This window comes from Allopusillimonas soli (genome assembly GCF_004153445.1).
In the GTDB taxonomy this organism is placed as follows: domain Bacteria; phylum Pseudomonadota; class Gammaproteobacteria; order Burkholderiales; family Burkholderiaceae_B; genus Allopusillimonas; species Allopusillimonas soli.
In genome coordinates, this window is sequence record NZ_SDQC01000001.1 from 1,124,294 (window position 1) to 1,150,586 (window position 26,293).

Below are 26,293 nucleotides of genomic sequence, written 5' to 3' on the forward strand. Positions count from 1 at the left end.
TTTTGTCAGTGGCATTTACGCCAGTTCTGCCATCAGCTCGTCGGCAATCCGCCCTGCGGTATTAACGGAATCGGTCATGCCTAAATGTCCATGGCCGATCGCCTGCCACAATCCTGGCCTCCCCGAAACACGTCCAATCTTAGGGACAGAGTTCGGCATACAAGGCCGATGACCCATCCAATGAGTAGCAGCGCAACCTTCTAGGCCAGACACGTTCTGTCGCACGGCCCGCTCTATTGCAAGGGCACGTCGACTATTTGGTGCATCGTCCAAGCTGGCGATTTCTACAGTTCCTCCCGCGCGGAGGCCCTGCTCCATAGGAGAAAGAAATATCTTTTTGTCCGTCAACACAACCGACCGGGATAACAACTCAGCTTTACCATCGAATTGCGCATGATAGCCTCTTTGAGATTGCAGTGATGCGCGTATCCCTGCTGAGGCCAAGAGTCTATCAGACCACGCACCAGCCGCCACAATTACATGGGAGTATCGCGCATCAGACGCGCCAGTGTTGACACGCCATCCTCCTTGCGGTAACGGCCAAATCGCATGAACGCGCTGGCGGCACAGCACGCCTCCGCGCATACAAAAAGCGTTGCAGATTGCTTGCACATAACGCGATGGATTTAAAATGGTAGCATCGTCAGGCAGCAATACGCCGTGCTGGTACCTCGAGTTGATATTCGGCTCCAGGGCCAAGATGTCGCTACGACTCAACTGTTCAAATATTACGCCGAACTGCTCGCGAAGCTTCCATGCAGCAGCATCCTTAGCATAAGCTTGATGATTAACATATAAATGTAATTGCCCTTTGCGCAAGATCAATTCGGGCACACCGACTTCGCGTGCAAGCGCCTCATGTGCCTCTACCGCTCCGCGATGCAAGCTTGCAAGCTGGCGAGCAGACGCCTCTACTCTATCGCTACGCGCTGAAGAAGCAAAACGCAGCAGCCATGGCATGGCGCGCGGCAGATAGTGCCAAGGTAAAAATAGCGGACTTTCTGAATTCCATAATATCGTTGGAAGCTTGCGCAAAGTACCAGCGGTGGCTAATGGAACGACTGAACTCATACTGATCGCCCCAAGGTTGCCATAACTGCATCCACTTCCTGGTAATCCATCGTCGATTAGAACAACCCGTGCGCCGCGCTTGCGCAAAGTATAAGCAATGCAGGTGCCGATTATCCCTGCTCCGATAACAGCCACATCGTCCATTACCCACACACCTGGCGAAACACACGCAAAAAATTTCCGCCAATCAGCTTAATCACTGTTTCTTTAGAGATGCCGCGCCGTAGCATAGCTGCAGTAAGATTAATCCACTGATCCCAAGTCACAAAACCTTCAGTCTGGCCATTGGGATCAAAGTGATCTTGTTCGCGCCAGCCTACCCAATCAAACCCTTTTCTGCCTCCTACCATGGTGCTGTCCCAAGTTAGTGCCGAATAATACGGCTTCCCCCAATCTGTGCCGATGCCCACGTGGTCAGCGCCCATGACATTCACAAAGTGCTGAATATGATCTACAAACGTATCTAACGTTGCCCAGCCAGCGGGTCTGCCTAACGCTTGGGCACGAGGATCCCCTTCAGGCGGTAATACAAATGCCGGCACAGTCAACACACCCGCATACCCTCCTCCGTCAGCAATCGCTCTCAAGACGTCGTCTGGCAATCCTCGGGCATGGCCGCTGATCGCCCGCGCGGGAATATGGCTTGCAATAACAGGTTGGCTCGAGCAGGACAAAATGTCCCTCGCAGTCTGCGTGCTACCGTGAGAAAGGTCTACCAACATGCCGACTTCATTCATCTTTTGAACTAATGCTTGACCCAACCGACTAATGCCTCCGTCATTGGTCTCTAGGCAGCCTTCACCGAAGCGAGTGCGCAAGTTGTATGTCAACTGCATGCTACGCACTCCCATACCGTACAGCGTATTTACTCGACCAAAATTGTCACCTACCGGCTCAGCGTTCTGAAGGTTATAGAACACCACGCGCTGCTTTGCAGCATGTGCAGCCTGAACCTGCTCAGCAGTAGTAGCCAGTGATACTTCGCCCTGCAACGCGCCCAATAGCTGACTGAGACGTCCAATTTCTGTCATTGTGGACTCCCAAGCAGCATCGGGCGGCCCTGACGCGTATAGCGTGTGGTTGCATCCAGTCACTCCTGAGCGCTGCCAGAATGCAATATAGGCAGCGCGTAGCTCAGCATCCGTACAACAGTGCGTGAGTAAATATTCGGCCATCGCAGCTTTGATCATCGGGCGAGTGCCCCCGTCAGCCTGTATGGATTTGGCAATCTCTACCATGGCAGGGGTAAGCACCCACTCATCAATAATGCTAGGTGATAAGGAGTCGATAACGATATGCTCGTTATGCAACTGCTTAGCTACTTCAATAGCTTCTTCCATCAGACGATTTTCTTTATTCATATGGTATCTATCCCTCATTTACTATCTGCGCATCCACGGCCGTATTTATTGGCGCGGAATTTCGGCAAGCTCGATGAGCTTGGAAAATTTTTTAATATCGCTCTGGATGAGCTCGGCATAGTTTTCAGGCGTTCCGCCTAACGGGCGAGAGCCTTGCTTTTGAAGCTGCGCCTGCATTTTCGGCAAAGCAAGGATGTCATTGACTTGGCGGTTTAGCAGCTCGACAACTGACCGAGGCACGTGTGCAGGTGCCAAAATTCCTACCCACGCATTGACCTCATAGCCGCTCAAACCCGATTCATCAATGGTGGGCACCTTAGGCAGCAAGCTACTTCGTTTTAGATCTCCTACGCCCAAAGGGCGTAACGAACCATTCTCAAAATAGGGCAGATATGCCGAGACCGAGTCAACAGTAAAGTCAACTTCACCTGCCGCTAGATCCCTCATTGAGTCAGCAGTTCCTTTATAAGGAATATGAGTGACTTTTATGCCAGCCATGGTATTAAATAGCACACCCGCCAGATGGCTGGAAGAGCCTATTCCACCCGACGCCATAGTCAGCTCTCCAGGATGTGCTTTGACATAATCAATGAATTCCTTGACGGTTGATGCTTGCATCGACGGGTGAATGACGAGCACATTAAGCGTCGACGCTACTGGCACAACCGGCTCGAAGTCTTTGACTGGATCGTATGGCAGCGATTTGTAGAGTGTGGCGTTGATAGCATGTGATGCCGAAGTAAATAGAAGGGTATACCCATCGGCAGGCGAACTTGCAACATACCCAGTCGCGATCGTACCGCCAGCACCTGGCTTGTTTTCGACAACCACGCTTTGGCCTAGCCGCTCACTGAGTTGGTGTCCAACCATGCGAGCGATCGTGTCGGTAGCTCCTCCTGCTGAAAAGCCTACAATCAGCCGAATAGGACGATCAGGATAAAGAGGAGCGGCCTGGACGTAAGCCCCGAAACAACCCATTCCTATTCCAGCAAGCAGAACAGCGATAACGAGGGCACTTGCCTTCGAGCTGGACAGTCGGCCAACAGTAAGCATGATTTTTCCTCCATCCGAATCGAATTGTTGTTTGAGTCGTACGATGAAGTCTAGACCGACTGATCTCTATAATCTAATCCTATTTTTTTTTGATTCCATAAAATAAAGATATACGCCTCACATTCTTGTATATGCTTAAAGTTCGCCAACTCAAGGCATTCCATGCATTGATGATTACGGGTACGGTGACAGATGCCGCTGCACGGATGCGGATTTCGCAACCGGCTATTAGCACACTCATTGCCAGTCTGGAGCGGGATATAGGCTTCAATCTGTTTATGCGTGAAAAGAACCGGCTGCGACCTACCGATGAAGCTCGATACTTCCACGAAGCAGTGATCGCAGCCATAGACCGGCTCGATAGTGTCGAGCGCTTAGCGGTCGATATTCGAGAGTCTCATGCTGGATCCTTGCGCATTGCCGCGCTGCCTATGCTGGCGTTAGATTTTTTGCCGCGCGTACTGGCTCAATTTCTAAATAACCATCCTCAGGTCAGCGTAGTTTTGCAGGCGCGTAGTTCTCCTACTGTGGCCAAACTGATCGCCACGCAGCAATTCGACCTCGGTTTTTCGGAGCTGCCGTTTGAGTCAAATTGGGTCGATGCAGAAATACTTGCAGTACGTTGTGTTTGCGTTTTGCCAATAGGACATCCTCTTTCCAACAAAAAAGTGATCAGCCCTGTTGATTTAAAAGATCAGCCACTGATCACAGCTCCCCGAGAGCATGTTCGAACGCAGCGTTTGATGGAAGTATTCTCCAATTATGGAATCACACCCACAATACGCGTCGAGACACCGCTATTTGCGTCAATGTGTGCGTTTGTAATTGCGGGAGGAGGAATAGGCATCGTAGATCCAATCACGGCCCAGAACTTCTCCGAGCATGGGCTAATTGTGCTGCCCTTCGAACCCGCTCTCTTCTCCGAATTTGGAATATTATTTCCTTCCAGTAAGCCGCGTACTTTGATCGCCCAGAAGTTTGCAGCACTGGCTCGTGAAACCATACTTCAATACACCTCCTGACTGCAGAGATCATTATTTAAATGTTCTGATAATGCACTCTATCGTGCTACTCCGCTGTGAAGAGCGCAGGGGGAAGTCAGATTCACCTCATGACAACGAGCGTGCAGTATGTCGCTGCATGGGTAATGCAGAAGCTAATTGCTGGATCCGAGACAAAACAACTCAGAGAACATCCCTCCAGGAAAGAAAAACTGTCGATTCTACCGGGTACTGCAACTCCCTGTTTGTTTCTCGGTTGATGGTGGTGCTTGATGGCAAGTACGCATTTGTTCATGACTGTGAAGAGAACGTCCCGGATTCGTGCCATAAGAGTTTCATTTTTAGTACTCAAAAGGGCTTATCAAGAATCGTCGACCGTTTTACTTCTGTCGCTAGGCTCTGCAACAACGCTTTGAAGTGGACCGCTGCCGGCGATAGTATTCGGTCGACTCGACAGCAGATACCAATCTGTCGAATTGGTGTCGGATCCTCCAGTCTGCACGTTGCCAAGCCTTGCATGTTTACTTGAGGCAATACCGTAACGGGAAGCAGCGTTACGCCGAAACCTTGCCCTACCATCCGCAAGGCGGTGAACATACTGGCTACGTCGTAAGCGCTCTTTTCCATCAGGCCGTTGGCCGCAAAGGCCTCTGTGATCTGCTCCCTTGTGCTGGACTGGTTGGACATTAATATCAACTGCTCGTGCTGAAGCTCTTGCCATTTGCATATATCGTTAAGTGACAACGGATGCCCATGAGGCATCACAGCCACAAGCTCTTCCTCGAACAACTTGTCGAACACGATCTCGCTGTTTTTTTCGGATTGTGCGCATAATGCAAAATCCAGTTCACCACGCAGCACATGACCGTATAGCGCGCCGTTATAGTCCTCACGCAAACTGACAGTAACTCCTGGGCAGCATCTGCGGAAATTCGCTAACGCTTGAATGACAAGCCCCATTGCGAGCGATTGCAGCGACCCCACCGCAAGATGCCCGCCTTCAGCGCGCGCAACTGCCCGAGCATTCTCATACCCCTCGAATAGGCTTTGTACCCCGCGTTGCGCTTTTTCGTAGAATGCCTCACCTGCAGGCGTCAAGCCAACGCGTCTCGTCGTGCGCTCAAAGAGCTTCACATCCAATCCAGCCTCAAGCTCACGTATCAATTGAGAGAATGCTGGCTGCGTCATATGTAAGCGTTGTGCAGCACGAGTGAAGGACAGCAGTTCAGCAGCCACAACAAATCCCTCGATCTGCCTAGAAGTCATCTGCCTAAGGATACTAATGGCGTCTCTGGGTAAGCGCGGGCTTTCGGCATCCATTATATATATAGGAAAAAATATAATAATCCATAATTATATAGACATTGTGCTTATAGATTAGGTCTCCTAAAGTATTTCCAGTTGAACTTGGCTTGGAGTACCCAATGACAATTTTGCAAGAGCCCATTCCGATGGAACGAGCATGGGTAGGATCTCGACTCAGAAAAACAGATGAGTGGATCACCCCGCTAACGAATGCAGACCTCGCCGGCATTGAGAGCGCTTTACATGCCGTTTCTACGCGAGGGCTCAAATGGGGGGAATTTGACGCGGCCTCCTTTCCGATAGGTTCGCTGGCTGACAAACTATCCAAGATAAGCCACGATTTAAGGCACGGACGAGGATTTGTCCTGTTGCGAGGAGTGCCGGTTGAAAAATACACCCTCGAAGAGATCCAAATTATTTACTGGGGGCTGGGCTCGCATCTAGGCACTATCGTTTCGCAGAATGCCAAGGGTACGCTAATAGAACACATTACAGACAAAAAACCCGCCAACCTCGGCGACCCGAATTTGCGAAGCTATGTTACCAATGAAGGCCAGCCACCCCACTCGGATCAATCGGACATTGTGTCCCTATTGTGCGTGGATCGCGCCCTAAAAGGGGGGGAAAGTGTCGTAGTCAGTTCGCTCGCAATATACAACCGTATTCTCGCTGAGCATCCCGAGTACCTTCTTCCGTTGTACGAGGGCTATTACCACGATCTACGCGGCGAAGGTGAATCCGGCGATATAAATGAAACCAGTGATGTTCCAGTTCCTGTTTTCAGTAACTACAACGATCAATTTAGGGCATGGTTTCACAGCAAAAAAATGCGTAATGGATCGAGGAAGAAGAATGTAGCGCTGTCGCCGCTCCAGATTGAGGCTATGAAGTACATCGAAACGCTAGGCCAAGATCCTGAACTGCGACTCGATATGCAGCTAGAGCCCGGCGATATCCAGCTTCTCAATAACTACTCTGCATTGCACTACCGCCACGCGTTTGTCGATGGTCAAGGCCATAAGCGACTGATGCTAAGGCTATGGATTGAAATGGCGGATATGGGTGATTTTGATCCCGTTATGGAACGCTGGGTTCGGCAAGGCATCCCCCAGCGTGCTTGGAGCAAAAATAAGCCTGTACAGGCACTAGGCAATGTTTGAGGCTCTAGCTGTTCTGCACACTGTATTCATATAAGGAGGAGTAAATAGAATGATCAATATTCGAATTCCCTTGCTGTGCGCCTGTACATTTATAGGAGCTATGGCTGCTACTACGCCAACACTAGCTTCGGAATTTCCGTCAAAACCAATCAAGTTTGTAGTTCCGTATCCACCAGGAGGAGGCAATGATCTATTTGCCCGTCTCACTGCAGATGCAATTAGTCAAAATGTCCATCAGCCTGTAATCGTAGAAAATCGCCCCGGCGCGGCAGGACAAATTGCAGGGGCTGCGGTTGCAAAAGCCGATCCTGACGGATATACCATTATGGTGGATCAGTCTTCAATTGCCACTAATCCACTTCTCTATAAGCAACCCTTGTTCGATGTAAAAACCGATTTAACGCCCGTAATATGGGGGGCCAGCCTGGACAATGCTTTGCTCGTAGCCTCCGATTCCCCCATACACTCACTAAGTGACTTAATAGCCAAAGCTAAAGCAAATCCCGAAGGCATTACATTCGGCAGTCCAGGGCATGGCTCATCACAGCATCTGGCTATGGAGGCTCTAAGCGACGCAGCAGGAATAAAGCTGCTTCATGTACCGTTTAAGGGAACTGCGCAAATCATCTCTGCGGTGGTAGCCAAAGACGTTGATTTATTTTTGATTAGTGCAGCAACTGCAAGCCGTTACACGAAAGACGGTAAGGTGCGAGCGATTGCGACCACTGGGAAACATCGTTCTTCAATTATGCCGGACGTGCCTACGGTATCCGAATCGGGTTTGCCGGGATATACGAACTATACATGGCTGGGCGTTTTCACCACTGCAGGAACCCCGCCTGGGATAGTCGATCGGCTCAATAAGGAATTCTCCAAGGCCTTGCAAGATCCTAAAGTAAAAACAACGTTATCGTCGCAGGGTTGGGAAATCGTTGCTGACGGCCCCGCCGCTTTATCGGCTCAGATAGACCAAGAAAGAAACAGATACGGGCCTATTATTAAGAAGCTCCAAATTCAAATTGATTAACCGCTTCCGACAGATTCGTGCTTTACGCTCATCAGTCATGGCTCCGTAGACACTGACCATTACACACCCCCTGATCTTATTCGATCAAAACTAAGGTGTTGCACTGACCGGTTGAATCCGTCACGTTCCTTTTGCGGGGGGATTACCGGTCGGCTAGCGGCCGGCACCTAGTTCAACGCATCGGTATCGGTATGATGCAATCCCGATCACCGCCATCGGTTTCGCCACGCGTCCTCCCGATGCTCGGACGGTGTCATGCCGTAGCAGCGGCGGAAGGCACGGTTGAAATATGAAAGATCGCCAAAGCCACAGGCATATGCGATAGCGGCGATCGTCGAGGCGGCGTGCTCGGGCTGGCCCAGCAACCGGCGGGCACGATCCAGCCGGCGGCCCAGCACGAAGCCTGAAAAAGTGGTCTGTTCATCCTGGAAAAGCTTGCGGACATAGCGTGGCGATATTCCGCTGCCGGCCGCAATATCGTGGAGCGAGAGATTCGGCTCGCAAAGCGCTTTTTCGATGGCTGCCTTGAGTCCGCGCAGCCGGGCGGCACGAACGCCTGGACGGTCTTCGAGCGGTGCGATGCGGGGCTCGCCGGCCCTGCCAAGCGCTGCGACGAGGTCTTGCAGGTGGTTTGCCGCCATGTGGCCGAATTCGGTCGAAACAGTTTCCCGCCAGTCACGCAGCAGATCAACATAGCCAAGGAACAGGCCAAGCGCATCGCATTGCCTGGATATGACCGTCATGGACAAGTCTTCGACACGAGGCATCAAGGGCACGAGGCTATCGATCGGAACGGCGATGCTGGTAACGCGCGTTTCCCGTTCCGTGGCAAGCGTGCTGCATTCGCCGCCCCGCACGAAGATCGCGTCACCGGCGTCCACCACTTTCTCCTTGCCTCCCTGAATGGCCTTAAGCGGTGTGTCGGCGATCACGACGATAAGCGTATCGGCCTTATCCTTGGCGATGAGGTTTTGCGTCCGCGACACGCGAATAGGTGTTGCCGACACCGACGAGAAGGCAGCCCCAGGGAGTGCGCACAGTGTTCCATCGGCATGAAAAGGAACGCTTTTCGCGGGTTCGATGTCGAGATAGACCACCTTTTGCCCAAATACTTCCCGCCATACTGGAAGCCTGTCCGCGACAGGCAATGATGCGGTGGAAAAATATTGAGACGGTTGTGATGTCAGTCTATTCAAGCGCCACCCCCGTTGTCGTTACAAAAACATACACCGCGAAGGCGATTGCGTCAATCAGTGCCGCTCAGTCCGCAAACTGTTCCTCCTGAACCAAGACATCTTGCCTGTCGGCGGGATATTTTGCGACCAGAAGCAGGTTTATCTTTTTATGCTGCGCATAACGGCCGCCGAGCCCTGATGTGCCGCGATTCATTGTGTGGCGGGGAAAGTATGCAAGACAATAACAACAGCGGAGTCGGACACAGGTGCAGTCCTCTTGATTCAGGCGCGGTGCTTCGCTCGACAACGGCACTTGCCGGGGTCGCCCTGGCGTTCGCCCTGGCGGGCGGTACAGCACGGGCCGATGAATGGACTGGTGCTGCATCTGATGACTGGTTCGAGGCCGGCAACTGGACAGACGGCTCCGTGCCGACGGCAACCGACGAAGTCCAACTCGACACTGCCACGCCGAATCCGACGGTGGTGAACGCGCCGGGCGCACAAGCCAATTACATCGATATCGGCGTCGTTCTCGGTACGGGCGCGCTGACTATCGAAGACGGAGGAACACTCACCAACGTCAATGCTACCCTCGGCCACAACTCGACCGCCCAGGGCACGGCACTCGTTACCGGTATAGGCTCGGCATGGTCTGGCAACACACTCAGCGTTGGCCAGGCTGGCATCGGCACGGTGACCATCGAGCATGGCGGCAGGGTGGACTACAACACGGGCTACATTGGACTCGCGCTTGGATCCAGTGGAACGATAACGGTTTCCGGCAGCGGCGCCCGGTTGAACAATGGTTGGGGAGGCACCAGTGTTGCCGTCTCTGGGGCCGGGATGCTCAACATCGAAAATGGTGGTGTAGTCACGACCGGCAGGAACGCCACTATCGGATATTTCGCCAACGGTGACGGCACGGCCAACGTCACCGGTCACAACGCCCGTTGGACCATAGCCGACGACCTAGTCATCGGCAGTGAAGGCAAGGGCATGCTGACTGTCGATCAGGGTGCCGTGGTCAAGAATTCCGCCACCCTCATCGCAGAGCAGACAGGCAGCACCGGCACAATGAATCTGAACGGCGTGGGAGGAGCGCGCGGCGTTCTGGCAACCCATACCATCAGCGCCGGCGATGGTGCAGCCCACATCGTTTTCGACGGCGGCACATTGCGCACGCTGAGCAGCCAGCCAGGGGCGATCGGCGCCGGCTTCGCTTTAGGCGATATCACCGTCGCCGCCGGCGGAGCCTATATCGACACAAATGGCCGGGACGTCGGCTTCCAATCGCCGCTCAGCGGTCCGGGAACGCTGGTCAAGCTGGGCGAAGGCGCGCTCGTGCTCTTTACGCCCAATACACATGGCAGCACGCGAGTGAGCGAAGGCAGGCTGGTCGTTTATGGCACGGCCGCCTCCATTATGCATGCCGCAGGAGATATGATCGTCGGCGATCAGGCCGGACCTCCTGCCGGGCTTCTGATTACCGACGCCAGCACGGTCGAAAACGGCAACGGCTATGTCGGCCAGACGAGTGGATCCGAGGGAACGGTGACCGTAACAGGCAGCGGCTCCTCCTGGACGAACAACGGCTGGCTCTATATAGGCGAGCAAGGCATCGGCACGATGCGCATCGAAGATGGCGGCGCCGTCATCACAAATGGCAATGCCTCCATCGGTCGCGTTTCCGGTGGCGTCGGTACAGCCACTGTGACGGGCAGCGGCTCGACCTGGACCACCAACAGTTTTCTCAAGCTCGGCGACTTGACGGGCGGTCAGGGCACGCTCACCATCGCCAATCAAGGCACGGTGATCAGCAACAGCCAGGTGCGCCTTGCCGATGCTCCGGGCACGCAAGGCACCGCACTCGTCACCGGCACCGGTTCAAAGTGGATCGGCCCCGCAACGCAATTCCATGTCGGCTTCTGGGACAAAGGTGTGCTTACCATCGCCGACGGCGGCGAAGTCCAAAGCGACTTTACGACGCTGGGCACCTGGGGCGGTTCCTCCGGAACCGCGACAGTGACCGGCGGCGGCTCGGTCTGGAATATCCATGATGACTTTGAGGTCGGCGTCTGGGGCGCTGGCCTGCTGACGATCGAAAACGGCGGCCTGGTTACCAATCCGGCAGCGGCTTACATCGGCTCCGAGGTCGGTAGCGTCGGCGTGGTGACGGTCACAGGCGCCGGCTCGCTCTGGAGGCCGGAGAACGAGATGGTGATCGGTAGCGAAGGCAAAGGCTGGCTCACAGTAACGGACAGCGCCGCTGTTGAGACCAATGAAGTGCATATCGCCGAGCTTGCCGGCTCGCAGGGCACGGTGAACATCGGCTCGCCGACGGGCGACGCACCTACGGCGCCTGGTAAGCTGAATACACCGCTGGTGCGGTTCGGCGATGGCGACGGCAGCCTCATCTTCAATCACACGGCGAGCGCCTATCGGTTCGCTCCGCAAATACTCGGGAATGGACGGATCAATCTGCTTGCCGGAACGACGGAGCTGAACAATGGCGCCGCTTTTTCCGGTACGGTATCCGTGAACAGCGGCGCCGTGCTGATCACCCACGGTACGCTGGGCGGCACGCTCGGCGTGCTTGCGGGTGGACGGCTGGAGGGCGCGGGCACAGTCGGAACCACGACGATGGGCGGCACGGTGGCGCCCGGCAACTCCATCGGCACGCTACATGTCGCCGGCAATTACACTCAGGCGGCGGGTTCGACCTACGAGGTCGAGGTGGACGCTGCCGGTAATGCCGACTTGATTGATGTGAGCGGCACGGCGACGCTTAACGGCGGCACGGTCCAGGTGATATCATCCTCGGATTTCGCGCTCGCCACGCCCTATACAATTCTGACGTCGGCGGGCGGTGTTACCGGGACTTTCGACGCGGCTGCAGTAAGCTTTTCCTCCCCTTTCCTGACGCCGCAACTGACCTATGACACCAACGACGTCGCCGTCGCCTTTACCCAGACTTCCAGCTTTGCCAGCGCGGCGCTGACGCCGAACCAAGAAGCCGCGGCCGAAGGCGCCGACAGTCTGGACGTCGGGAATGCGGTCTGGGACGCCATCGCGCTATTGCCCTCGTCCTCAGATGCGCCCGCCGCCTTCGACGCACTGTCCGGCGAGGTTCATGCCTCGACGAAAAGCGTGCTGATCGAGGACAGCCGCTTTGTGCGAGAGGCGGCGGGCGCCCGTTTGCGCGCCGCATTCGCAGGAGTAGGCGCAAAATCCATGCCGGTGCTCATCTATGGCGATGACGACCCCGCCCCCGCGCTGGCCGACACCGACCGCTTCGCGGCCTGGGGCCATGCCTTCGGCTCGTGGGGCAAGTGGGACGGCGACGGCAACGCCGCTTCGCTCAGACGCAATACAGGCGGCTTTGTGCTTGGCGGCGACATGGAAGCGGCCAACAACTGGCGGCTTGGCCTGCTGGCCGGCTACTCCAGAAGCAGCTTCGACATAGACGACCGCACCTCCTCGGGTTCCGCCGACAGTTACCATCTCGGCGCCTATGCCGGTACGGAGATCGGTAAGCTCGGCCTGCGTTTCGGCACAGCCTATTCATGGCACGATGTCGACACCACCCGCACGGCGGCATTCTCCGGCTTCACCGACACGCTTGACGCCGACTACGATGCGGCCACCGCACAGTTCTTCGGCGAGGCCGGCTACCGCATCGACACAGCCCTTGCGCGCTTCGAACCTTTCGCCAATCTGGCCTATGTGAACCTGCGCACCGACGGCTTCACCGAGAGCGGCGGGCCGGCGGCGTTGAAGGCTCCCTCTTCGCGCAACGACGCCACCTTCACCACGCTCGGCCTGCGGGCTGAAACCGCACTGTCGCTCGACGACACGACGGCACGGCTGCACGGCACGCTTGGCTGGCGCCATACCTTCGGCGACAAAACACCCACCGCCGATCTCGCCTTCGCGGGCGGCGACGCTTTTGCAATAGCCGGCGTGCCGATCGCCAAGGACGCGGCTGTCATCGAGGCTGGGCTAGACCTCGCCCTGAGCCCCAACGCCAGCCTCGTCATCGCCTACAGCGGCCAGATCGGCGGCGGCGTCAGCGACCATGGCTTGAAGGTCAATTTCTCAATGGCGTTCTGATCTGCTTGCTGGAGATGCGATATGCACTGAATGAGGCCATGAGATGCTACGTTAAAGAACCAGTGCAACATCCTGACTTACATGGCGCGCCCGACAGGAATCGAACCTGTATGATTCAATCAACTTTAGTGTTTGTCGTTTGACGTTAAACGCTAAATTCCATACAATCGGCACATGATAAAAAGCTTCCGATGCGGCGATACTCAAGCGCTTTACGAGGGCAGACGCGTTGCTCGCTTTACCAACTTTCAAGCCGTAGCCGAGCGCAAATTGCAAATACTCGATAGCGCCAACACCCTTGACTTTCTGCGTTCCCCTCCTGGCAACCGCCTGGAAGCGCTAAAGGGAAACAGGACTGGGCAACACAGCATTCGCATCAACGATCAATGGCGTGTTTGCTTCATCTGGACAGCAGAAGGACCAGAGCACGTCGAGATCGTTGACTACCACTGAAACGGAGACCATCATGATTAAAAATGGCATGCGCGCGATTCATCCGGGCGAAATTTTGCGCGAGGAATACCTCGCCCCCCTCGGCATGAGTGTCAACGCCTTATCTGCTCATCTACATGTGCCGGCCACACGCATGAACGAGATCATGCGCGAACGTCGTGGCATCACACCGGATACGGCACTGCGGCTTGCTGCGTTTTTTGGGGGCGATGCAAGTTCCTGGCTAAACCTGCAGCAAGCCTACGACCTGAAATCGGTAGATATCCAAGTTATCGAACGTATCGCCAAAGATGTGCGGCCGCTTGAGCACGCTTAAAGACTTGGCGCCGACGCGCGGCCCGATACCCACAAAAAAAACAGCATGAGGGCTGCTTATCAACATCACTGGCGCGCCCGACAGGAATCGAACCTGTATCGAGAGCTTCGGAGACTCTTATTCTATCCATTGAACTACGGGCGCAGGGTGCATATTGTAGCCTGACTTCGCAAACTCCTGCACGGCGGTCCTGCCCAACGCAGGCGGAGAGACATCACCACAAGCGCGGCCTCCATGCAAGCCAGCAACTGTGCCGCTATAATCCCTTATTCGGGAAGTTCCGGATACACGTGCGTATGGCGCAAGCCAACGGGAAACCGGCAGGAGACCACGCGCGATCAAAGCCAACAGGCATCAAAAAACAGGAATAAGCAGGATTCGATCATGAACAACACGGAAGCGCACATCGAAGAGACCATCGAGGGTCACGAAGGGTTTATCAAAACACCTAAGCAGCTTATCGTCACCGTCATCCTGGCCTTCATTGTGCCCATTGTGGTCATCATCATGCTCACGCACCTGGTTGCGGCAAGCATGCAAAGCGGTGCTGGCTCCGATGCCCAAAAGCCAGAGTCCATCGCCGCCCGGATCAAGCCTGTTGCAGATTTTAAGCTGGTGGATGCCAACGCACCCAAGGTCTACAAGACCGGCCAGCAGGTATTCGAATCCACCTGTACGGCCTGTCACACGGCAGGCGTGGCGGGCGCCCCCAAAATCGGTGACAAGGCCGCTTGGAAGCCTTTCATCGACAAAGGCTACGAAGATATGGTCAAGAATGCCCTGCATGGCATAGGTGCCATGCCTCCCAAGGGCGGCAATCCATCCCTCAGCGATTTCGAAGTCGAACGCGCTGTAGTCTATATGGCGAACAAGGCCGGCGCAGGGTTTGACGAACCCAAAGAACCCGCTCCCGCTGGTGACAAGGCTGACGCAGATACAGAAAAGCAAGCTGCAGCGCCGGCAGCTGCCGCAGCCGCAACACCCGCCGCCGAGGCAAAACCAGCAGAAGCAAAACCCGCTGAGCAAACCGCCGCAGCCAAACCTGCTGAAGCCGAGAAAGCAGCCGAGCCGGCAGCCGACAAGAGCGGCGCCTCAGCCGACGGAGCAACAGAAACAGCAGCCGTCAACCCTGCGGGTGAAAAACTGTACAAATCCGTATGCTTCGCCTGCCACGCCGCTGGCGTTGCAGGTGCGCCCAAGTTCGGCAACAAGGAAGACTGGGCCAAGTTCATCGCCACCGGCATCGACGCCATGGTCGCTAACGCCATAAAGGGCGTAGGCGCAATGCCGCCCCGTGGCGGCTCTCAAGCCTCCGACGAGGAGATGCGCGCCGCGGTCGAATATATGGTCAGTGCCGCAAAATAAGCGACACGTATTCTCTTCCGGCTGCCTGACGGCGCCATTAAAAAGCCACCCGAATCCTCGGGTGGCTTTTTTTATAGTGGCATGAGAAAGCTTGTCAGCGGCACGATGCCTCATCCCTGAGCGACATGCCCAACTGCACACGCCGCTGCAGCCAGGGGCTGGGTCGATACCGCATGTCACCTGTGACCTGCTGCATGGCACGCAGAATCTCCAGCACATGCGCCGCACCCAGCGTATCGCCAATAGACAGCGGACCACCACCGGGATATCCCAAACCCAGAGACACCGCCTTGTCGATATCGCCGGGAGTGGCGATGGACTGCTGTGCAATATCGCAGGCGACGTTCACAATGCATGACACGATACGCTGCCCGACGAAGCCCGCCGAATCCGCAATGACCGTCACTGGGGATCCGTCAGTCGCAAACAGAGCGTGTGCCGCGTCCCGCCAATCGGGCAATGTCGCCGCGCAGCACATCAGGACGCGCCGCTTTCCCTTTTCCAATCCAAAAAAGGTATCCAGCGCTACCGCACGCGCGCCGTCAAGCTGATGCTCGGCCACGATGCTGGCGGCGTCCTGCCCAAAGGGCGTCAGGACAATCAACGCATCTGCGGGAGGCCTTTCGGCAGCCACTACATGCACACCAAGATCCTTGAGCAGAGCCGACGCGCGCCGGTGTCCAACCGAATGATATGGAGCCAGCCAGACTTTCAGTCCTGCCTTGGCCTCCGGTGCAGAAGCCGCGTCCGGAACCTGCTTTACACCATCGGCATAGCGATAGAACCCTTCTCCCGTCTTGCGCCCCAGAAGTCCGCCGGCCACACGCACAGCGGCAATAGGTGAAGGCCTATAGCGGGGCTCATCGTAAAACTGGTGATAGATGGATTCCATGACGGGATGTGATACGTCCAGACCTGTCAGATCCATGAGTTCGAAAGGACCCATGCGAAATCCCGCCTGTTCGCGCATGATCTCGTCCACCTGGACAAATCCGGCCACGGATTCCTGGATGACTTTGAGGCCCTCGACATTCATGCCTCGGCCCGCGTGATTCACAATAAAGCCCGGCATATCGCGGGTGCGCACTGGCGTATGGCCCATTTCCCGGGCCAGGTCCATGAGCGCGTCTCCCGTTTGGCGATCCCCGCGCAGGCCATCCACGACTTCCACCACCTTCATCAGCGGCACGGGATTGAAAAAATGATAGCCGGCGACGCGCCCAGGCAGCTTGCAGGCCTGGGCAATGGCGGTGATCGACAGGGAAGATGTGTTCGACGCCAAGATGCAATCGTCGCTGACCACGGCCTCAAGCTGCGGGAAAAGCGCCCGCTTGACCTCCAGCTTCTCGACTATAGCCTCGATGATCAATTGCGCGCCTGCCATGGCGGTGATATCGCCGCAGGCTTTCACACGGGCAAGAGACTGGCTGGCCTGTTCGGCTGTGATCTTCCCCTTGCCAGCCAGCTTCTCCCAGATGGCCTGCAGGGAATCTCTTGCGGATGCAACAGCATCCGCATTCTGGTCGAACAGCAATACCTCGAATCCGGCCTGTGCCGCGATCTGGGCTATACCCCTACCCATCGCTCCAGCACCGACAACCCCTATTATTTTGATACTACTGCTCATTTCTTGCTCCTGCCTATGGATGTGAATATAGAGGGCATGTGTACGCCATCGAGTCGCGACAAGCCCGGGAATTCTTGGGGAAAGCATTCATTTTGCCTCATGCAGCACCGGCGGGTTGCGCTCTGTTCTTATATTCGTCCACACCGTGTCACGTGCATATGTGCCTATTAAACGACACCCACTCGTAAATTAGGGATAACCCTTGCTATTGGATAGGGGTTTACCCTATAATTGATTTCGTCAGCACATTACATTCTGTTTTGTCGGCACGTCAATAGTGAGGTTTATCATGTCGGTTACAGCTTTGAACCACAATAGTCGTCTCAGCGATGCGCTCGAGCGTGACTTGATGCGTCAAGCAATCGCGGCAGGCGAAGCGACTTCCATTGTTGATCTGTGCAAGAGCGTGCTGGCTACCCTCAAGAAAGGCGTTGTCGCCTTGTACGACTTTGTGGTCGACGTAGCCGTAGCCATGGATGATGCTCGCGCCAAAGATCGCCAATTCACCGGCACACAATGGTAATTAATTGAATAGGCAGCGTTTCTGCCGCCTTCCGGGTACATTGCCCCGGTAAATAGCGTCTGAACTGCACCCCCAAGGGTTGGACCCGCATCCAATTCTTGGGGGTGCAGTTCATTCCAGTGGCGGGTTTTCGCCGCTCATGGAGTCGTATTACTCCCTCTGAAGCAAATTCTTAAGCATACCCAGCCTTTCCTTGGGGCTCATGGCAGCCGTCTGGGCATCCTCTCGGATACCCGGCTGGCTCAAACCCATTTCCTGTATGAATCGCGAAGGCTCGCGCACAACATCTTCACGTGCGCGGCGGCGTTTCCTGCACCAGGACAGATGCAGGCTGCGTTGGGCCCGCGTAATGCCCACATACATGAGGCGCCGCTCTTCCTGTATGCGTGTGGCCAGAATCTCCGACGCCTTGTCTGGATCGCTGTCCTCATCCTCGCGGCCCAGATGCGGAAGCAAGCCTTCCTCCACACCCGCCAGAAATACATGGGGATACTCAAGTCCTTTGGACGCATGCAACGTGGACAACTTGACCGCGTCCGGATCGTCCTCCTCTCCGCGCTCCAGCATGGTGACCAATGCCACATGCTGAGCAAGCTCGAGCAGGGTCAGATCACTTTCCTCCGCCTTGCGCTTGAGCCAACCGGTCAGCTCCAGCACATTCTGCCATCGATTCTGTGCGGGACGCTCTTCCAGCGTGTCATAGAGGTAGCGCTCATATTGGATGGCGGCCAGCAGATCGTCGAGTATGGCACCTGCGCTGTCGGATCGTGCATCATCGACACCCACATCTTGCCCCGCGCCTTGCGGGCGGTCGACAGCAAGGCTGCCCTGGGCAGGAGCGAGCGATATGGCGCCGTTTCGCCGCCCTGCCCGCGCCTGCAGCCGCTGTATGAAAGCGCCAAATGTTTGCAACGGCTCCAATTGCCGCGATTGCAGACGGCCAGCCGCTCCGATTTCAAAAACAGCCTCGAACAGGGAAAGACCCTGTTCTCCGGCAAACTCTCCCAAAGCCTGCAGCGTACCCTGACCTATGCCACGCCGTGGAGTAGTCGCCGCGCGAATAAAGGCGGGATCATCATGGTCGTTGGCCACTAGCCGTATATAGGACAGAATGTCGCGTATCTCGGGCTTATCGAAGAAGCTTTGGCCTCCCGAAATAATGTACGGTATATGCAAAGTGCGCAAAGCCTGCTCAAGAATCCTGGCTTGATGATTGCTGCGATAGAGCACGGCAAAATCGCGCCACTCCGCCCGGCGTTCGAACCTCGCAGCCGACAGCCGCATGGCAATCGACTCGGCCTCTGCCTCCTCATTATCCATGGGCGTCAGTTGTATCGGCTCTCCGGCGCCAAGATCAGACCAAAGCTTCTTGCCGAAAATGTTGGGATTGTGGCTAATTACTTGATTAGCGGCGGTAAGAATACGTTGCACCGACCGGTAATTCTGCTCCAGTTTGATGATCTTCAGTGCGGGATAATCGGTAGTGAGGTTCGCCAGGTTTTCCACCGTGGCGCCGCGCCATGCGTAGATTGCCTGATCATCATCGCCTACCGCGGTAAACATGGCGCGAGCACCTGTCAATGCCTGCACCAGACGATACTGGCAAACATTCGTGTCCTGGTACTCATCAACCAGCAGGTAATGAACCCTTGCCTGCCAGCGGCGGCGAACCTCTTCATTGGTCTCGAGCAACATGGCTGGCAGCCGTATCAGATCATCGAAGTCCACTGCCTGATAGGCCGCCAAGGTCGCGCTGTAGCTACGATACACTTTCGCCGCTTCCGCCTGACTTGCCGACGCCGCAGAGCGTTCGGCCGCATCCGCATCCATCAGGGCATTCTTCCATAACGAGATGTTCTGCTGTACTGCACGCAGCCGTCCCTTGTCCGTCGTCGCCAGCAGTTCCTGAATGATGGCGAGACCATCATTGGCATCGAGAATCGAGAACGTCGATTTCAGGCCTGCCAGAGCGGCTTCTTCCCGCAGAAAGCGCAAACCCAGGGAGTGAAAAGTACTGACAGTCAGCCCCCGGGCCATGCGCGCGTCGACCAGTTGCTTGACGCGCTCGCTCATCTCGCGCGCCGCCTTGTTGGTAAAGGTGAGCGCGACTACCTGCCGTGCCTGATAGCCACATTCGCGCAGCAGATAGGCGATCTTCTGGGTGATGACCCGAGTCTTGCCGCTGCCTGCACCGGCAAGAACGAGGCACGGGCCATCCAGATACAGAACCGCCTCTCGTTGCATGGCATTCATGTCCACCGCAACGGTATGGCCTGTCGGCGCGAGTGCTGGCTGCATGACGGTCATATTTCCAGCGGATCTATTTCGAGATGATAGCGAATCCGCGCACCGCGCGCCAAGGTGTGCAACGCCAAGGACCATATGGAAAGGAATGACTGCAGGGCGGGCCTGCTGCTGCTTTCCACCAGCAACTGCGCACGCTCGACATGTGCCACACGCACGATGCGCAGCGGCACGGGATCGTAGAGTGTGATGGCTGATACGGTGGGATAGGAAGACGACGCCTGCTCGGGAAGTGCCCGCGCCTGCGCCAGAAAGGCCAATGCGTCGGCCAATGCGGGCGCTTCCGCAGTAAGAAGAGCCTGGTAGGCGAAGGGAGGCAACCCCACAGCCTTGCGCTCAGCAAGGCCATATTTGGCGAATCCGACATAGTCGTGCCGCAGCAAGGCCTGGTAAACCGCCTGATCGGGGTAATCGGTCTGAATAATGACTTCACCGCCAGCCGCGTGGCGTCCCGCCCTGCCCGCCACCTGCATCAGCTGAGCAAATAACCGCTCCGGTGCGCGAAAATCCTGTGCAAATAACATGGCGTCCGCATTAAGCACGCCCACCAACCCCAGCCTGGCAAAATCGTGTCCCTTGGCCACCATTTGCGTTCCGACCAGAATATCGACCTCGCCAGCATGCACCTTTGAAAATAAAGCCTGAGCGCTGCCCTTCAAACGTGTGCTGTCGGCGTCGATACGCGCAATGCGCGCCTCTGGAAAGCATTCGGCAAGGTATTCTTCGACACGCTGCGTGCCGCGCCCCATGGGCTTGAGATCTTGATCGCCGCAATCGGGGCAAGCCGTCGGCACCCTGGCCTGATAGCCACAATGGTGGCATTGCAAGGTATTGCGCCTTCCTGGCCCCCTGTGCAGCACCGCGTAAGCCGTGCAGCGCGGACATTGGCTGACCCATCCGCAGGAGGCGCAATTGACCACTGGTGCATAGCCTCTGCGGTTCAGAAAAACCAGCGCCTGCTCTCCTGCCTGGATCCGCTTGCCGATCGCTTCGGTAAGCTGGGGCGAAAACCCTTGGTCCAGATCGAGGCGGCGTGTATCGACCAGCCTGACCCTGGGCATCTGGGCCGCGCGAGCCCTGTCCGGTAGCGTGTAGCGTTGATAATGCCCGCTTTCCGCATGTCGCCAGGTCTCCAGGGACGGCGTGGCTGAACCCAATACCACGGGTACGCCCAGGTCGCGAGCGCGCCATATGGCAAGATCGCGGGCCGAATAGCGCAGCCCTTCCTGTTGCTTGTAGGAAGTATCGTGCTCTTCGTCGACGATGATCAGACCCAACTCGGGCATGGGTGCAAACACGGACATCCGGGTTCCCAACAGCACACGGGCCCGTCCCCGGTGTGCCGCAACCCAAGCAGCGAGCCGCTCGCCATCGGCAAGCCCACTATGCATGACGGCCAAGGCGCATGGCTCGCCCCCGGCAGCCAGCCGGGACTGCAGCACAGCCTCGAGCTGCGGCGTGAGATTGATTTCAGGCACCATGAAAAGCACTTGCTTTCCCCGCGCGAGCGTCGCCTGCGCGGCATGCAGGTACACCTCGGTCTTGCCGCTGCCTGTCACCCCGTGCAACAGAACTACGCCATGCCCGGCAAGCTGGGCAATGCCATCAACAGCCGTCTGCTGCGCTGTATTGAGAACGGGAGCCTGCGCGGCGACCTCCTGTGCGGAAGCCTTTGAGAAGGCAGGCGTCTTCCCTGCGCGCCTGTCCAGCCTGCTGACGGGGCCCCCGGCTGACCGCTTTCCTTGATAGGCGCCCACGCGCCTCAAGGGCACGGGCAAGGTAGGCAGCATGGCCTCACCGAGAGGGCGTTGATAATAGCTGGCGGCAAATGCGGCCAAGCGCAGCCAATCTGCGGGCAGCGCCGGCAAGTCGCCAAGAACCTGGTCCACATCGCGTACCAGCGTTTCGTCAAGCTCTGGAAAGGCGGGCAGATCGACTACAACGCCGATGAGCTTTCTTCGGCCGAAAGGCACGATGACCCTGTCACCTTGATTGACGGGCGGCAAACATCGGTAGTCGAACAGGCCCTGCAATGGCACGTCCAGCGCCACCCGCACCCACACTGTTGCCCCGGCTTTCTTGTCCGGATAAGAAACAACTGATTCGGAGGAGGATGAAACGGACATTAAAAGTTAAAGTAAATTCTTGCTTAGGTGCGAAAAGGCGCGCCATTCCGTGTTTTTTGTATTGTTCCGCCAAGCCTGTGGATAACTTTGGGGAAAAGCGGGGCAATAACAGTGGGAAAGTCAATGGCCCCTATCTCATAAATAGCCAAAATTCTGCAATACAGCCATTAATTCTCTTTTTATTCAATAAGTTATAATATCAAGCCAGATCGTAACTTAGCCAACCTGATATTTTGTGCATAGCAACGAAAACTGTGCACAACCAAGATAGGCATCGCTTGGAAAGTGGGGTTTTCCCCGCTATTCGGCAGCATGTGCATGCTTCGTGCGGCTATAAGCGTGGACTTCATCGACCAAGGTGGCCACCGCCTCCGGCGCAGTAAAGCGAGAGATGCCATGGCCAAAATTGAATACGTGGCCTCCGTCTCCGACCATGCCAAAGTCGTCAATGACGCGTCGTACCTCGTCGCGAATGGCCGCCTCCCCCCCAAACATGCACATCGGATCGAGATTGCCCTGCAGGGCGACGCTGTCCTGGACTCTGTGCCGCACATCGGAAAGCCGAACTGTCCAGTCCAGCCCGATCGCGTCGCCTCCACAGCCGGCAATGTCTTCCACCCACGGGCCGCCCCCCTTGGTAAATACAATACACGGCACCCTGCGCCCTTCATTTTCACGAATAAGCCCCTGAATTACCTTGCGGATGTAAGCCAGGGAAAACGCTTGGTACTTGCCGTGAGCCAGCACGCCGCCCCAACTGTCGAACAGCATGACGGCCTGGGCGCCAGCTTGGATTTGAGCATTGAGATACTGAGTGGCCGCCTGCGCATTGATTTCCAGCACGCGATGCAGGAGGTCTGGCCGACCGTACAACATTGACTTGATGAGTTGGTAATCCTTGCTGCCTTGGCCTTCTATCATGTAGCACGCGACTGTCCATGGGCTGCCTGCAAAGCCGATAAGCGGCACCTTGCCGGCCAGCTCACGGCGCACCAGGGCCACGGTGTCGAAGACGTAGCGCAGTGCGTCCATGTCTGGCACGCGCAGACGGCGAACGTCTTCTTCGCTGCGCACGGGGTGAGCGAACCGTGGGCCTTCACCTGCATGGAAGTCGAGCCCCAAACCCATGGCGTGAGGGATGGTAAGAATATCGGAAAAGAGAATCGCGGCATCCAGATCGAACCGCTGGAGCGGTTGCAGTGTGACCTCGCAGGCATATTCATGGTTTTGCGCCAGCGCCAGAAAGGAGCCTGCCCGGGCGCGGGTTTGGTTGTATTCGGGCAAATAGCGGCCTGCCTGCCGCATGAGCCAGACAGGCGTATAGGGTACTGGCTCACGCAGCAGGGCTCGCAGCAGTGTGTCGTTCTTCAGAGGTACGGCAGTCACAGGTTATCCTTGATGTGCAAAGACCAGCCCGAAGCTGGAGGTAAGACTATTGATTTTACCCGCGCCATCCCGAGTTGGCAGCGGCTTCCTTGCGATAGGATGCCGCATCGATGGCATGCTTGCGCATAAGCGCCCAGAATGCCCGCCGATGCTTCTGGGCGCAACGAGCTGCCATGGTAATGTTGCCAGCGCTGCGGCGCAGGGCCGCCGCGATGTAGGCGCGCTCGAAACGCGTCACGACCTGGCTTTTTGCCTGGCGGAAGGACTCGGAGGACGTGGCATAGCGCGATGCGCATGCCGCAGCGAAAGCCTCGAGCTCGCAGCCGCTGTGGCCTAGCAAAACGTCGCCGGCATCGTGAACGGCATGCGGAAGCTGCTCACCCAAGGCTGGCGTGTACTGCTGGAACATCGGCTGCCCGCGGGCAACTGCACGCCTGAGATCGAGCCCGCGCTCCACGCGTACCCGCAGTTCTTCCTTGCATAGCGGCATGCGTACAAAATCAAGAATGCCCAGACGATGAAGGTCGTTCAGTGCGCCAGCCTTGAGGTCTTTTGCCATGGCAATGACGGGGGTGCTGAGATGGCTGCCGGCGGTTGACAGCACCGTGCGCGCCCAAGCGAGATTTCCCTCTGACACAGGAAGCAGGCAGACATCGAAACGTCGTAGCTGCACGGCATAATGCAGCAGCGCGCTGACCGCCGAGGGGTGGGTGGTATCGATGTTGCTGGCCAGGCTGTATATCTGCAGCCGCTGGGAGATGTTTGGCCACAGGGCGGGGCTTGCCCATGACTCGGTGCATACGGTAAGGACTGCTGCGCATTCGACGCGTTCTCTCATGGCGCTTCCAGATCAGGCGGTGAGGAAAGCGGAAAGCATATCGGTCCGAATATTTACTCACAATTCGCATAAGCCACAATGTGGAAACTACGTACACCCGCGATGCCAGATACAGGTCCAGACAAGACAAGACCCCGACGCCATCAGGACGGCGCGGGGTCTGCAAAAGCGGGAACAGCCTGCTGTGAAAACGGGCTTAGTGGCGGCGCATATGACGCAGCTTGCGGGCCGCGGCTGCCTGGGCTGCCAGCATGGCAAGCTCTGCCTCGACCACGGCTATATCCGTTTGATCCTTGGCCGTGCGCAAGGCCTCTTCGGCCTTCTTGCGCGCTTCCAGTGCCTTGGCTTCATCGAGATCTTCAGCGCGGATGGCGGTGTCGGACAGCACGGTTACCTTGCCGGGCTGCACTTCCAGAATGCCGCCGGCCACGAAAATACCCACTTCCGCGCCATCAGCCTGCTGGATACGAACCGTACCCGGCTTGATACGCGAGATAAGCGGCGTGTGGCCGGGCAAAATGCCCAGCTCGCCAGACTCGCCAGGCAGAACAACGAATTTTGCCTCGCCAGCAAAAATCGATTCTTCCGCACTGACGACGTCAACTTGCAGTGTGGCCATAAGTATTCCTTATTGGATCTTCTTGGCTTTCTCGAAAGCTTCGTCGATGGAGCCAACCATGTAGAAAGCCTGCTCGGGCAAGGCATCGCACTCGCCGTCGACAATCATCTTAAAGCCACGCAGTGTTTCCGCAAGTGGCACATACTTGCCGGGGCTGCCGGTAAACACTTCCGCAACGTGGAAAGGCTGCGAGAGGAAGCGCTGTATCTTACGTGCGCGGGCAACTGCCAGCTTGTCTTCCGGAGACAGCTCGTCCATGCCCAGAATCGCGATGATGTCGCGCAGCTCTTTGTAGCGCTGCAGCGTTTGCTGAACGCCACGAGCAACCGCGTAGTGCTCTTCACCAACGATTTGGGGATCGAGCTGACGGCTGGTGGAGTCGAGCGGGTCAACTGCGGGGTAGATACCCAACGCGGCGATATCACGCGACAGCACCACGGTGGAGTCCAAGTGCAGGAAGGTGGTGGCGGGCGAAGGGTCGGTCAAGTCATCAGCCGGCACGTACACTGCCTGGATGGAGGTGATCGAGCCCGTCTTGGTCGACGTGATGCGCTCCTGCAGCTTGCCCATTTCTTCGGCCAGCGTCGGCTGGTAGCCCACGGCGGAAGGCATACGGCCAAGCAGTGCGGATACTTCGGTACCAGCCAGCGTGTAGCGATAGATGTTGTCGACGAAGAACAGGATGTCGCGGCCTTCGTCGCGGAACTTCTCGGCCATGGTCAAGCCGGACAATGCCACACGCAGACGGTTGCCGGGAGGTTCGTTCATCTGGCCGAAAACCATCGCCACCTTGGACTCGGACAGGTTGTCCATCTTGATGACGCCTGCTTCGGCCATTTCATGGTAGAAGTCGTTGCCTTCGCGCGTACGCTCACCCACGCCGGCAAACACGGACAAACCGCTGTGCGCCTTGGCGATGTTGTTGATGAGCTCCAGCATGTTGACCGTCTTGCCCACGCCGGCGCCGCCGAACAGGCCGACCTTGCCGCCCTTTGCGAAGGGGCAGACCAGATCGATAACCTTGATGCCGGTTTCAAGCAGTTCCACCGATGGAGACAGCTCGTCGAATGCAGGCGCGTCCTGGTGGATGGCGCGCTTTTCTTCCGTTTGGATGGGGCCACGCTCATCGATGGGACGGCCAAGCACGTCCATGATGCGGCCTAGTGTGCCTTCACCCACCGGCACGGAAATGGCATCGCCAGTATTGGACACCGCCATGCCACGGCGCAGGCCATCAGAGGAGCCCATGGCAATGGTACGCACCACGCCATCGCCCAGTTGCTGCTGCACCTCGAAGGTCAGGCCTTTCTCGGCGAATGCGGAGCTTTCATCGACGAGCGTAAGCGCGTCGTAGATTTTCGGTATGGAGTCGCGGGGGAACTGAATATCCACCACGGCGCCGATGCACTGAACGATGGTTCCGTTGCTCATGTCTAGTCCTTGCTAAATATCTTTGACGGGACGCCTTTCTGT

General features: G+C 56.7%; 19 protein-coding genes, 2 tRNA genes and 1 pseudogene. 8 read left to right on the plus strand and 14 right to left on the minus strand.

Annotation, left to right across the window (positions count from 1 at the left end; genetic code table 11):
- Positions 1-15: 15 nt before the first annotated feature.
- From ERD78_RS05270 to ERD78_RS05280, 3 genes are read right to left on the minus strand one after another with little or no spacing between them, the layout of a single operon-like run.
- Positions 16-1,215 carry an NAD(P)/FAD-dependent oxidoreductase gene (locus ERD78_RS05270; protein ID WP_129968172.1) on the minus strand — a complete coding sequence of 400 codons (1,200 nt, stop codon included), beginning with the start codon at positions 1,213-1,215 and terminating at the stop codon, positions 16-18.
- Entirely contained in the window at positions 1,215-2,432 is a 1,218-nt protein-coding gene (locus ERD78_RS05275) for a dipeptidase (protein ID WP_167668847.1), read from the minus strand. The genes ERD78_RS05270 and ERD78_RS05275 overlap by 1 nt, the downstream gene beginning before the upstream one ends.
- A gap of 45 nt (positions 2,433-2,477) precedes the next feature.
- A complete protein-coding gene (locus tag ERD78_RS05280) occupies positions 2,478-3,485 on the minus strand; it encodes a tripartite tricarboxylate transporter substrate binding protein (RefSeq protein ID WP_129968174.1) in 1,008 nt (335 codons plus the stop codon).
- Between the two features lie 131 nt (positions 3,486-3,616).
- Between ERD78_RS05280 and ERD78_RS05285 the strand changes: the two genes are divergently transcribed.
- Complete coding sequence (locus tag ERD78_RS05285) at positions 3,617-4,507, plus strand: LysR substrate-binding domain-containing protein (RefSeq protein ID WP_129968175.1); 891 nt, start codon at positions 3,617-3,619, stop codon at positions 4,505-4,507.
- Between the two features lie 327 nt (positions 4,508-4,834).
- On the opposite strand, the gene ERD78_RS05290 is transcribed toward ERD78_RS05285, so the two are convergent.
- Entirely contained in the window at positions 4,835-5,806 is a 972-nt protein-coding gene (locus ERD78_RS05290; protein WP_129968176.1) for a LysR family transcriptional regulator, read from the minus strand.
- 104 nt (positions 5,807-5,910) lie between these two features.
- On the opposite strand from ERD78_RS05290, the gene ERD78_RS05295 reads away from it, so the two are divergent.
- Both ERD78_RS05295 and ERD78_RS05300 read left to right on the plus strand, forming a co-directional pair.
- Positions 5,911-6,951, plus strand: coding sequence for a TauD/TfdA family dioxygenase (locus ERD78_RS05295; RefSeq protein ID WP_129968177.1), 1,041 nt, complete (start codon positions 5,911-5,913; stop codon positions 6,949-6,951).
- Between the two features lie 49 nt (positions 6,952-7,000).
- Positions 7,001-7,978 (plus strand): Bug family tripartite tricarboxylate transporter substrate binding protein, encoded by a 978-nt coding sequence (locus ERD78_RS05300; RefSeq protein WP_129968178.1) that lies wholly within the window; start codon positions 7,001-7,003, stop codon positions 7,976-7,978.
- Between the two features lie 206 nt (positions 7,979-8,184).
- Here the strand turns inward: ERD78_RS05300 and ERD78_RS05305 are convergent, their stop codons facing one another.
- Positions 8,185-9,174, minus strand: a complete 990-nt coding sequence (locus ERD78_RS05305; RefSeq protein WP_129968179.1) for an AraC family transcriptional regulator — start codon at positions 9,172-9,174, stop codon at positions 8,185-8,187.
- A 270-nt stretch (positions 9,175-9,444) separates the two neighbouring features.
- Between ERD78_RS05305 and ERD78_RS05310 the strand changes: the two genes are divergently transcribed.
- Entirely contained in the window at positions 9,445-13,263 is a 3,819-nt protein-coding gene (locus tag ERD78_RS05310) for an autotransporter domain-containing protein (protein ID WP_167668850.1), read from the plus strand.
- Positions 13,264-13,345: 82 nt separating this feature from the next.
- Here ERD78_RS05310 and ERD78_RS19715 read toward each other — a convergent pair.
- Positions 13,346-13,530 (minus strand) — tRNA-Phe (locus ERD78_RS19715).
- Here ERD78_RS19715 and ERD78_RS20200 point away from each other — a divergent pair.
- Both ERD78_RS20200 and ERD78_RS05320 read left to right on the plus strand, forming a co-directional pair.
- Positions 13,519-13,716: pseudogene (locus tag ERD78_RS20200) on the plus strand (type II toxin-antitoxin system RelE/ParE family toxin); the annotation flags it as partial. The gene ERD78_RS19715 and the pseudogene ERD78_RS20200 sit on opposite strands and share 12 nt — an antisense overlap.
- A gap of 13 nt (positions 13,717-13,729) precedes the next feature.
- Positions 13,730-14,032 carry a HigA family addiction module antitoxin gene (locus ERD78_RS05320; protein ID WP_129968182.1) on the plus strand — a complete coding sequence of 101 codons (303 nt, stop codon included), beginning with the start codon at positions 13,730-13,732 and terminating at the stop codon, positions 14,030-14,032.
- 69 nt (positions 14,033-14,101) lie between these two features.
- Here ERD78_RS05320 and ERD78_RS05325 read toward each other — a convergent pair.
- Positions 14,102-14,176 (minus strand) — tRNA-Arg (locus tag ERD78_RS05325).
- Positions 14,177-14,416: 240 nt separating this feature from the next.
- Here ERD78_RS05325 and ERD78_RS05330 point away from each other — a divergent pair.
- Positions 14,417-15,397: a c-type cytochrome gene (locus ERD78_RS05330; protein ID WP_129968183.1), complete on the plus strand. Its 981-nt coding sequence runs from the start codon at positions 14,417-14,419 to the stop codon at positions 15,395-15,397.
- Between the two features lie 94 nt (positions 15,398-15,491).
- Here ERD78_RS05330 and ERD78_RS05335 read toward each other — a convergent pair whose 3' ends face one another.
- A complete protein-coding gene (locus tag ERD78_RS05335; protein ID WP_129968184.1) occupies positions 15,492-17,024 on the minus strand; it encodes a 3-hydroxyacyl-CoA dehydrogenase in 1,533 nt (510 codons plus the stop codon).
- A gap of 289 nt (positions 17,025-17,313) precedes the next feature.
- On the opposite strand from ERD78_RS05335, the gene ERD78_RS05340 reads away from it, so the two are divergent.
- Positions 17,314-17,547 (plus strand): hypothetical protein, encoded by a 234-nt coding sequence (locus tag ERD78_RS05340; RefSeq protein ID WP_129968185.1) that lies wholly within the window; start codon positions 17,314-17,316, stop codon positions 17,545-17,547.
- A 150-nt stretch (positions 17,548-17,697) separates the two neighbouring features.
- On the opposite strand, the gene ERD78_RS05345 is transcribed toward ERD78_RS05340, so the two are convergent.
- The 6 genes from ERD78_RS05345 to atpD all read right to left on the minus strand — a co-directional run bounded on the left by ERD78_RS05345 (position 17,698) and on the right by atpD (position 26,251).
- A complete protein-coding gene (locus ERD78_RS05345; protein WP_245152334.1) occupies positions 17,698-19,845 on the minus strand; it encodes a UvrD-helicase domain-containing protein in 2,148 nt (715 codons plus the stop codon).
- A 5-nt stretch (positions 19,846-19,850) separates the two neighbouring features.
- Positions 19,851-21,977: a primosomal protein N' gene (locus tag ERD78_RS05350; RefSeq protein WP_129968186.1), complete on the minus strand. Its 2,127-nt coding sequence runs from the start codon at positions 21,975-21,977 to the stop codon at positions 19,851-19,853.
- 300 nt (positions 21,978-22,277) lie between these two features.
- Positions 22,278-23,363: a uroporphyrinogen decarboxylase gene (gene hemE, locus ERD78_RS05355; RefSeq protein ID WP_129968187.1), complete on the minus strand. Its 1,086-nt coding sequence runs from the start codon at positions 23,361-23,363 to the stop codon at positions 22,278-22,280.
- 55 nt (positions 23,364-23,418) lie between these two features.
- Complete coding sequence (locus tag ERD78_RS05360; RefSeq protein WP_245152335.1) at positions 23,419-24,201, minus strand: hypothetical protein; 783 nt, start codon at positions 24,199-24,201, stop codon at positions 23,419-23,421.
- Between the two features lie 196 nt (positions 24,202-24,397).
- Positions 24,398-24,820 carry a F0F1 ATP synthase subunit epsilon gene (locus tag ERD78_RS05365; RefSeq protein ID WP_129968188.1) on the minus strand — a complete coding sequence of 141 codons (423 nt, stop codon included), beginning with the start codon at positions 24,818-24,820 and terminating at the stop codon, positions 24,398-24,400.
- Positions 24,821-24,829: 9 nt separating this feature from the next.
- A complete protein-coding gene (gene atpD / locus ERD78_RS05370) occupies positions 24,830-26,251 on the minus strand; it encodes a F0F1 ATP synthase subunit beta (protein WP_129968189.1) in 1,422 nt (473 codons plus the stop codon).
- Positions 26,252-26,293 lie beyond the last annotated feature (42 nt).

Bases quoted from the DNA above. Each gene is read 5' to 3' on its own strand.
- ERD78_RS05270 (WP_129968172.1), bottom strand. From the start codon at position 1,215: ATGGACGATGTGGCTGTTATCGGAGCAGGGATAATCGGCACCTGCATT.
- ERD78_RS05275 (WP_167668847.1), bottom strand. From the start codon at position 2,432: ATGAATAAAGAAAATCGTCTGATGGAAGAAGCTATTGAAGTAGCTAAG.
- ERD78_RS05280 (WP_129968174.1), bottom strand. From the start codon at position 3,485: ATGCTTACTGTTGGCCGACTGTCCAGCTCGAAGGCAAGTGCCCTCGTT.
- ERD78_RS05285 (WP_129968175.1), top strand. From the start codon at position 3,617: ATGCTTAAAGTTCGCCAACTCAAGGCATTCCATGCATTGATGATTACG.
- ERD78_RS05290 (WP_129968176.1), bottom strand. From the start codon at position 5,806: ATGGATGCCGAAAGCCCGCGCTTACCCAGAGACGCCATTAGTATCCTT.
- ERD78_RS05295 (WP_129968177.1), top strand. From the start codon at position 5,911: ATGACAATTTTGCAAGAGCCCATTCCGATGGAACGAGCATGGGTAGGA.
- ERD78_RS05300 (WP_129968178.1), top strand. From the start codon at position 7,001: ATGATCAATATTCGAATTCCCTTGCTGTGCGCCTGTACATTTATAGGA.
- ERD78_RS05320 (WP_129968182.1), top strand. From the start codon at position 13,730: ATGATTAAAAATGGCATGCGCGCGATTCATCCGGGCGAAATTTTGCGC.
- ERD78_RS05330 (WP_129968183.1), top strand. From the start codon at position 14,417: ATGAACAACACGGAAGCGCACATCGAAGAGACCATCGAGGGTCACGAA.
- ERD78_RS05335 (WP_129968184.1), bottom strand. From the start codon at position 17,024: ATGAGCAGTAGTATCAAAATAATAGGGGTTGTCGGTGCTGGAGCGATG.
- ERD78_RS05340 (WP_129968185.1), top strand. From the start codon at position 17,314: ATGTCGGTTACAGCTTTGAACCACAATAGTCGTCTCAGCGATGCGCTC.
- ERD78_RS05345 (WP_245152334.1), bottom strand. From the start codon at position 19,845: ATGCAGCCAGCACTCGCGCCGACAGGCCATACCGTTGCGGTGGACATG.
- ERD78_RS05350 (WP_129968186.1), bottom strand. From the start codon at position 21,977: ATGTCCGTTTCATCCTCCTCCGAATCAGTTGTTTCTTATCCGGACAAG.
- ERD78_RS05360 (WP_245152335.1), bottom strand. From the start codon at position 24,201: ATGAGAGAACGCGTCGAATGCGCAGCAGTCCTTACCGTATGCACCGAG.
- ERD78_RS05365 (WP_129968188.1), bottom strand. From the start codon at position 24,820: ATGGCCACACTGCAAGTTGACGTCGTCAGTGCGGAAGAATCGATTTTT.
- atpD (WP_129968189.1), bottom strand. From the start codon at position 26,251: ATGAGCAACGGAACCATCGTTCAGTGCATCGGCGCCGTGGTGGATATT.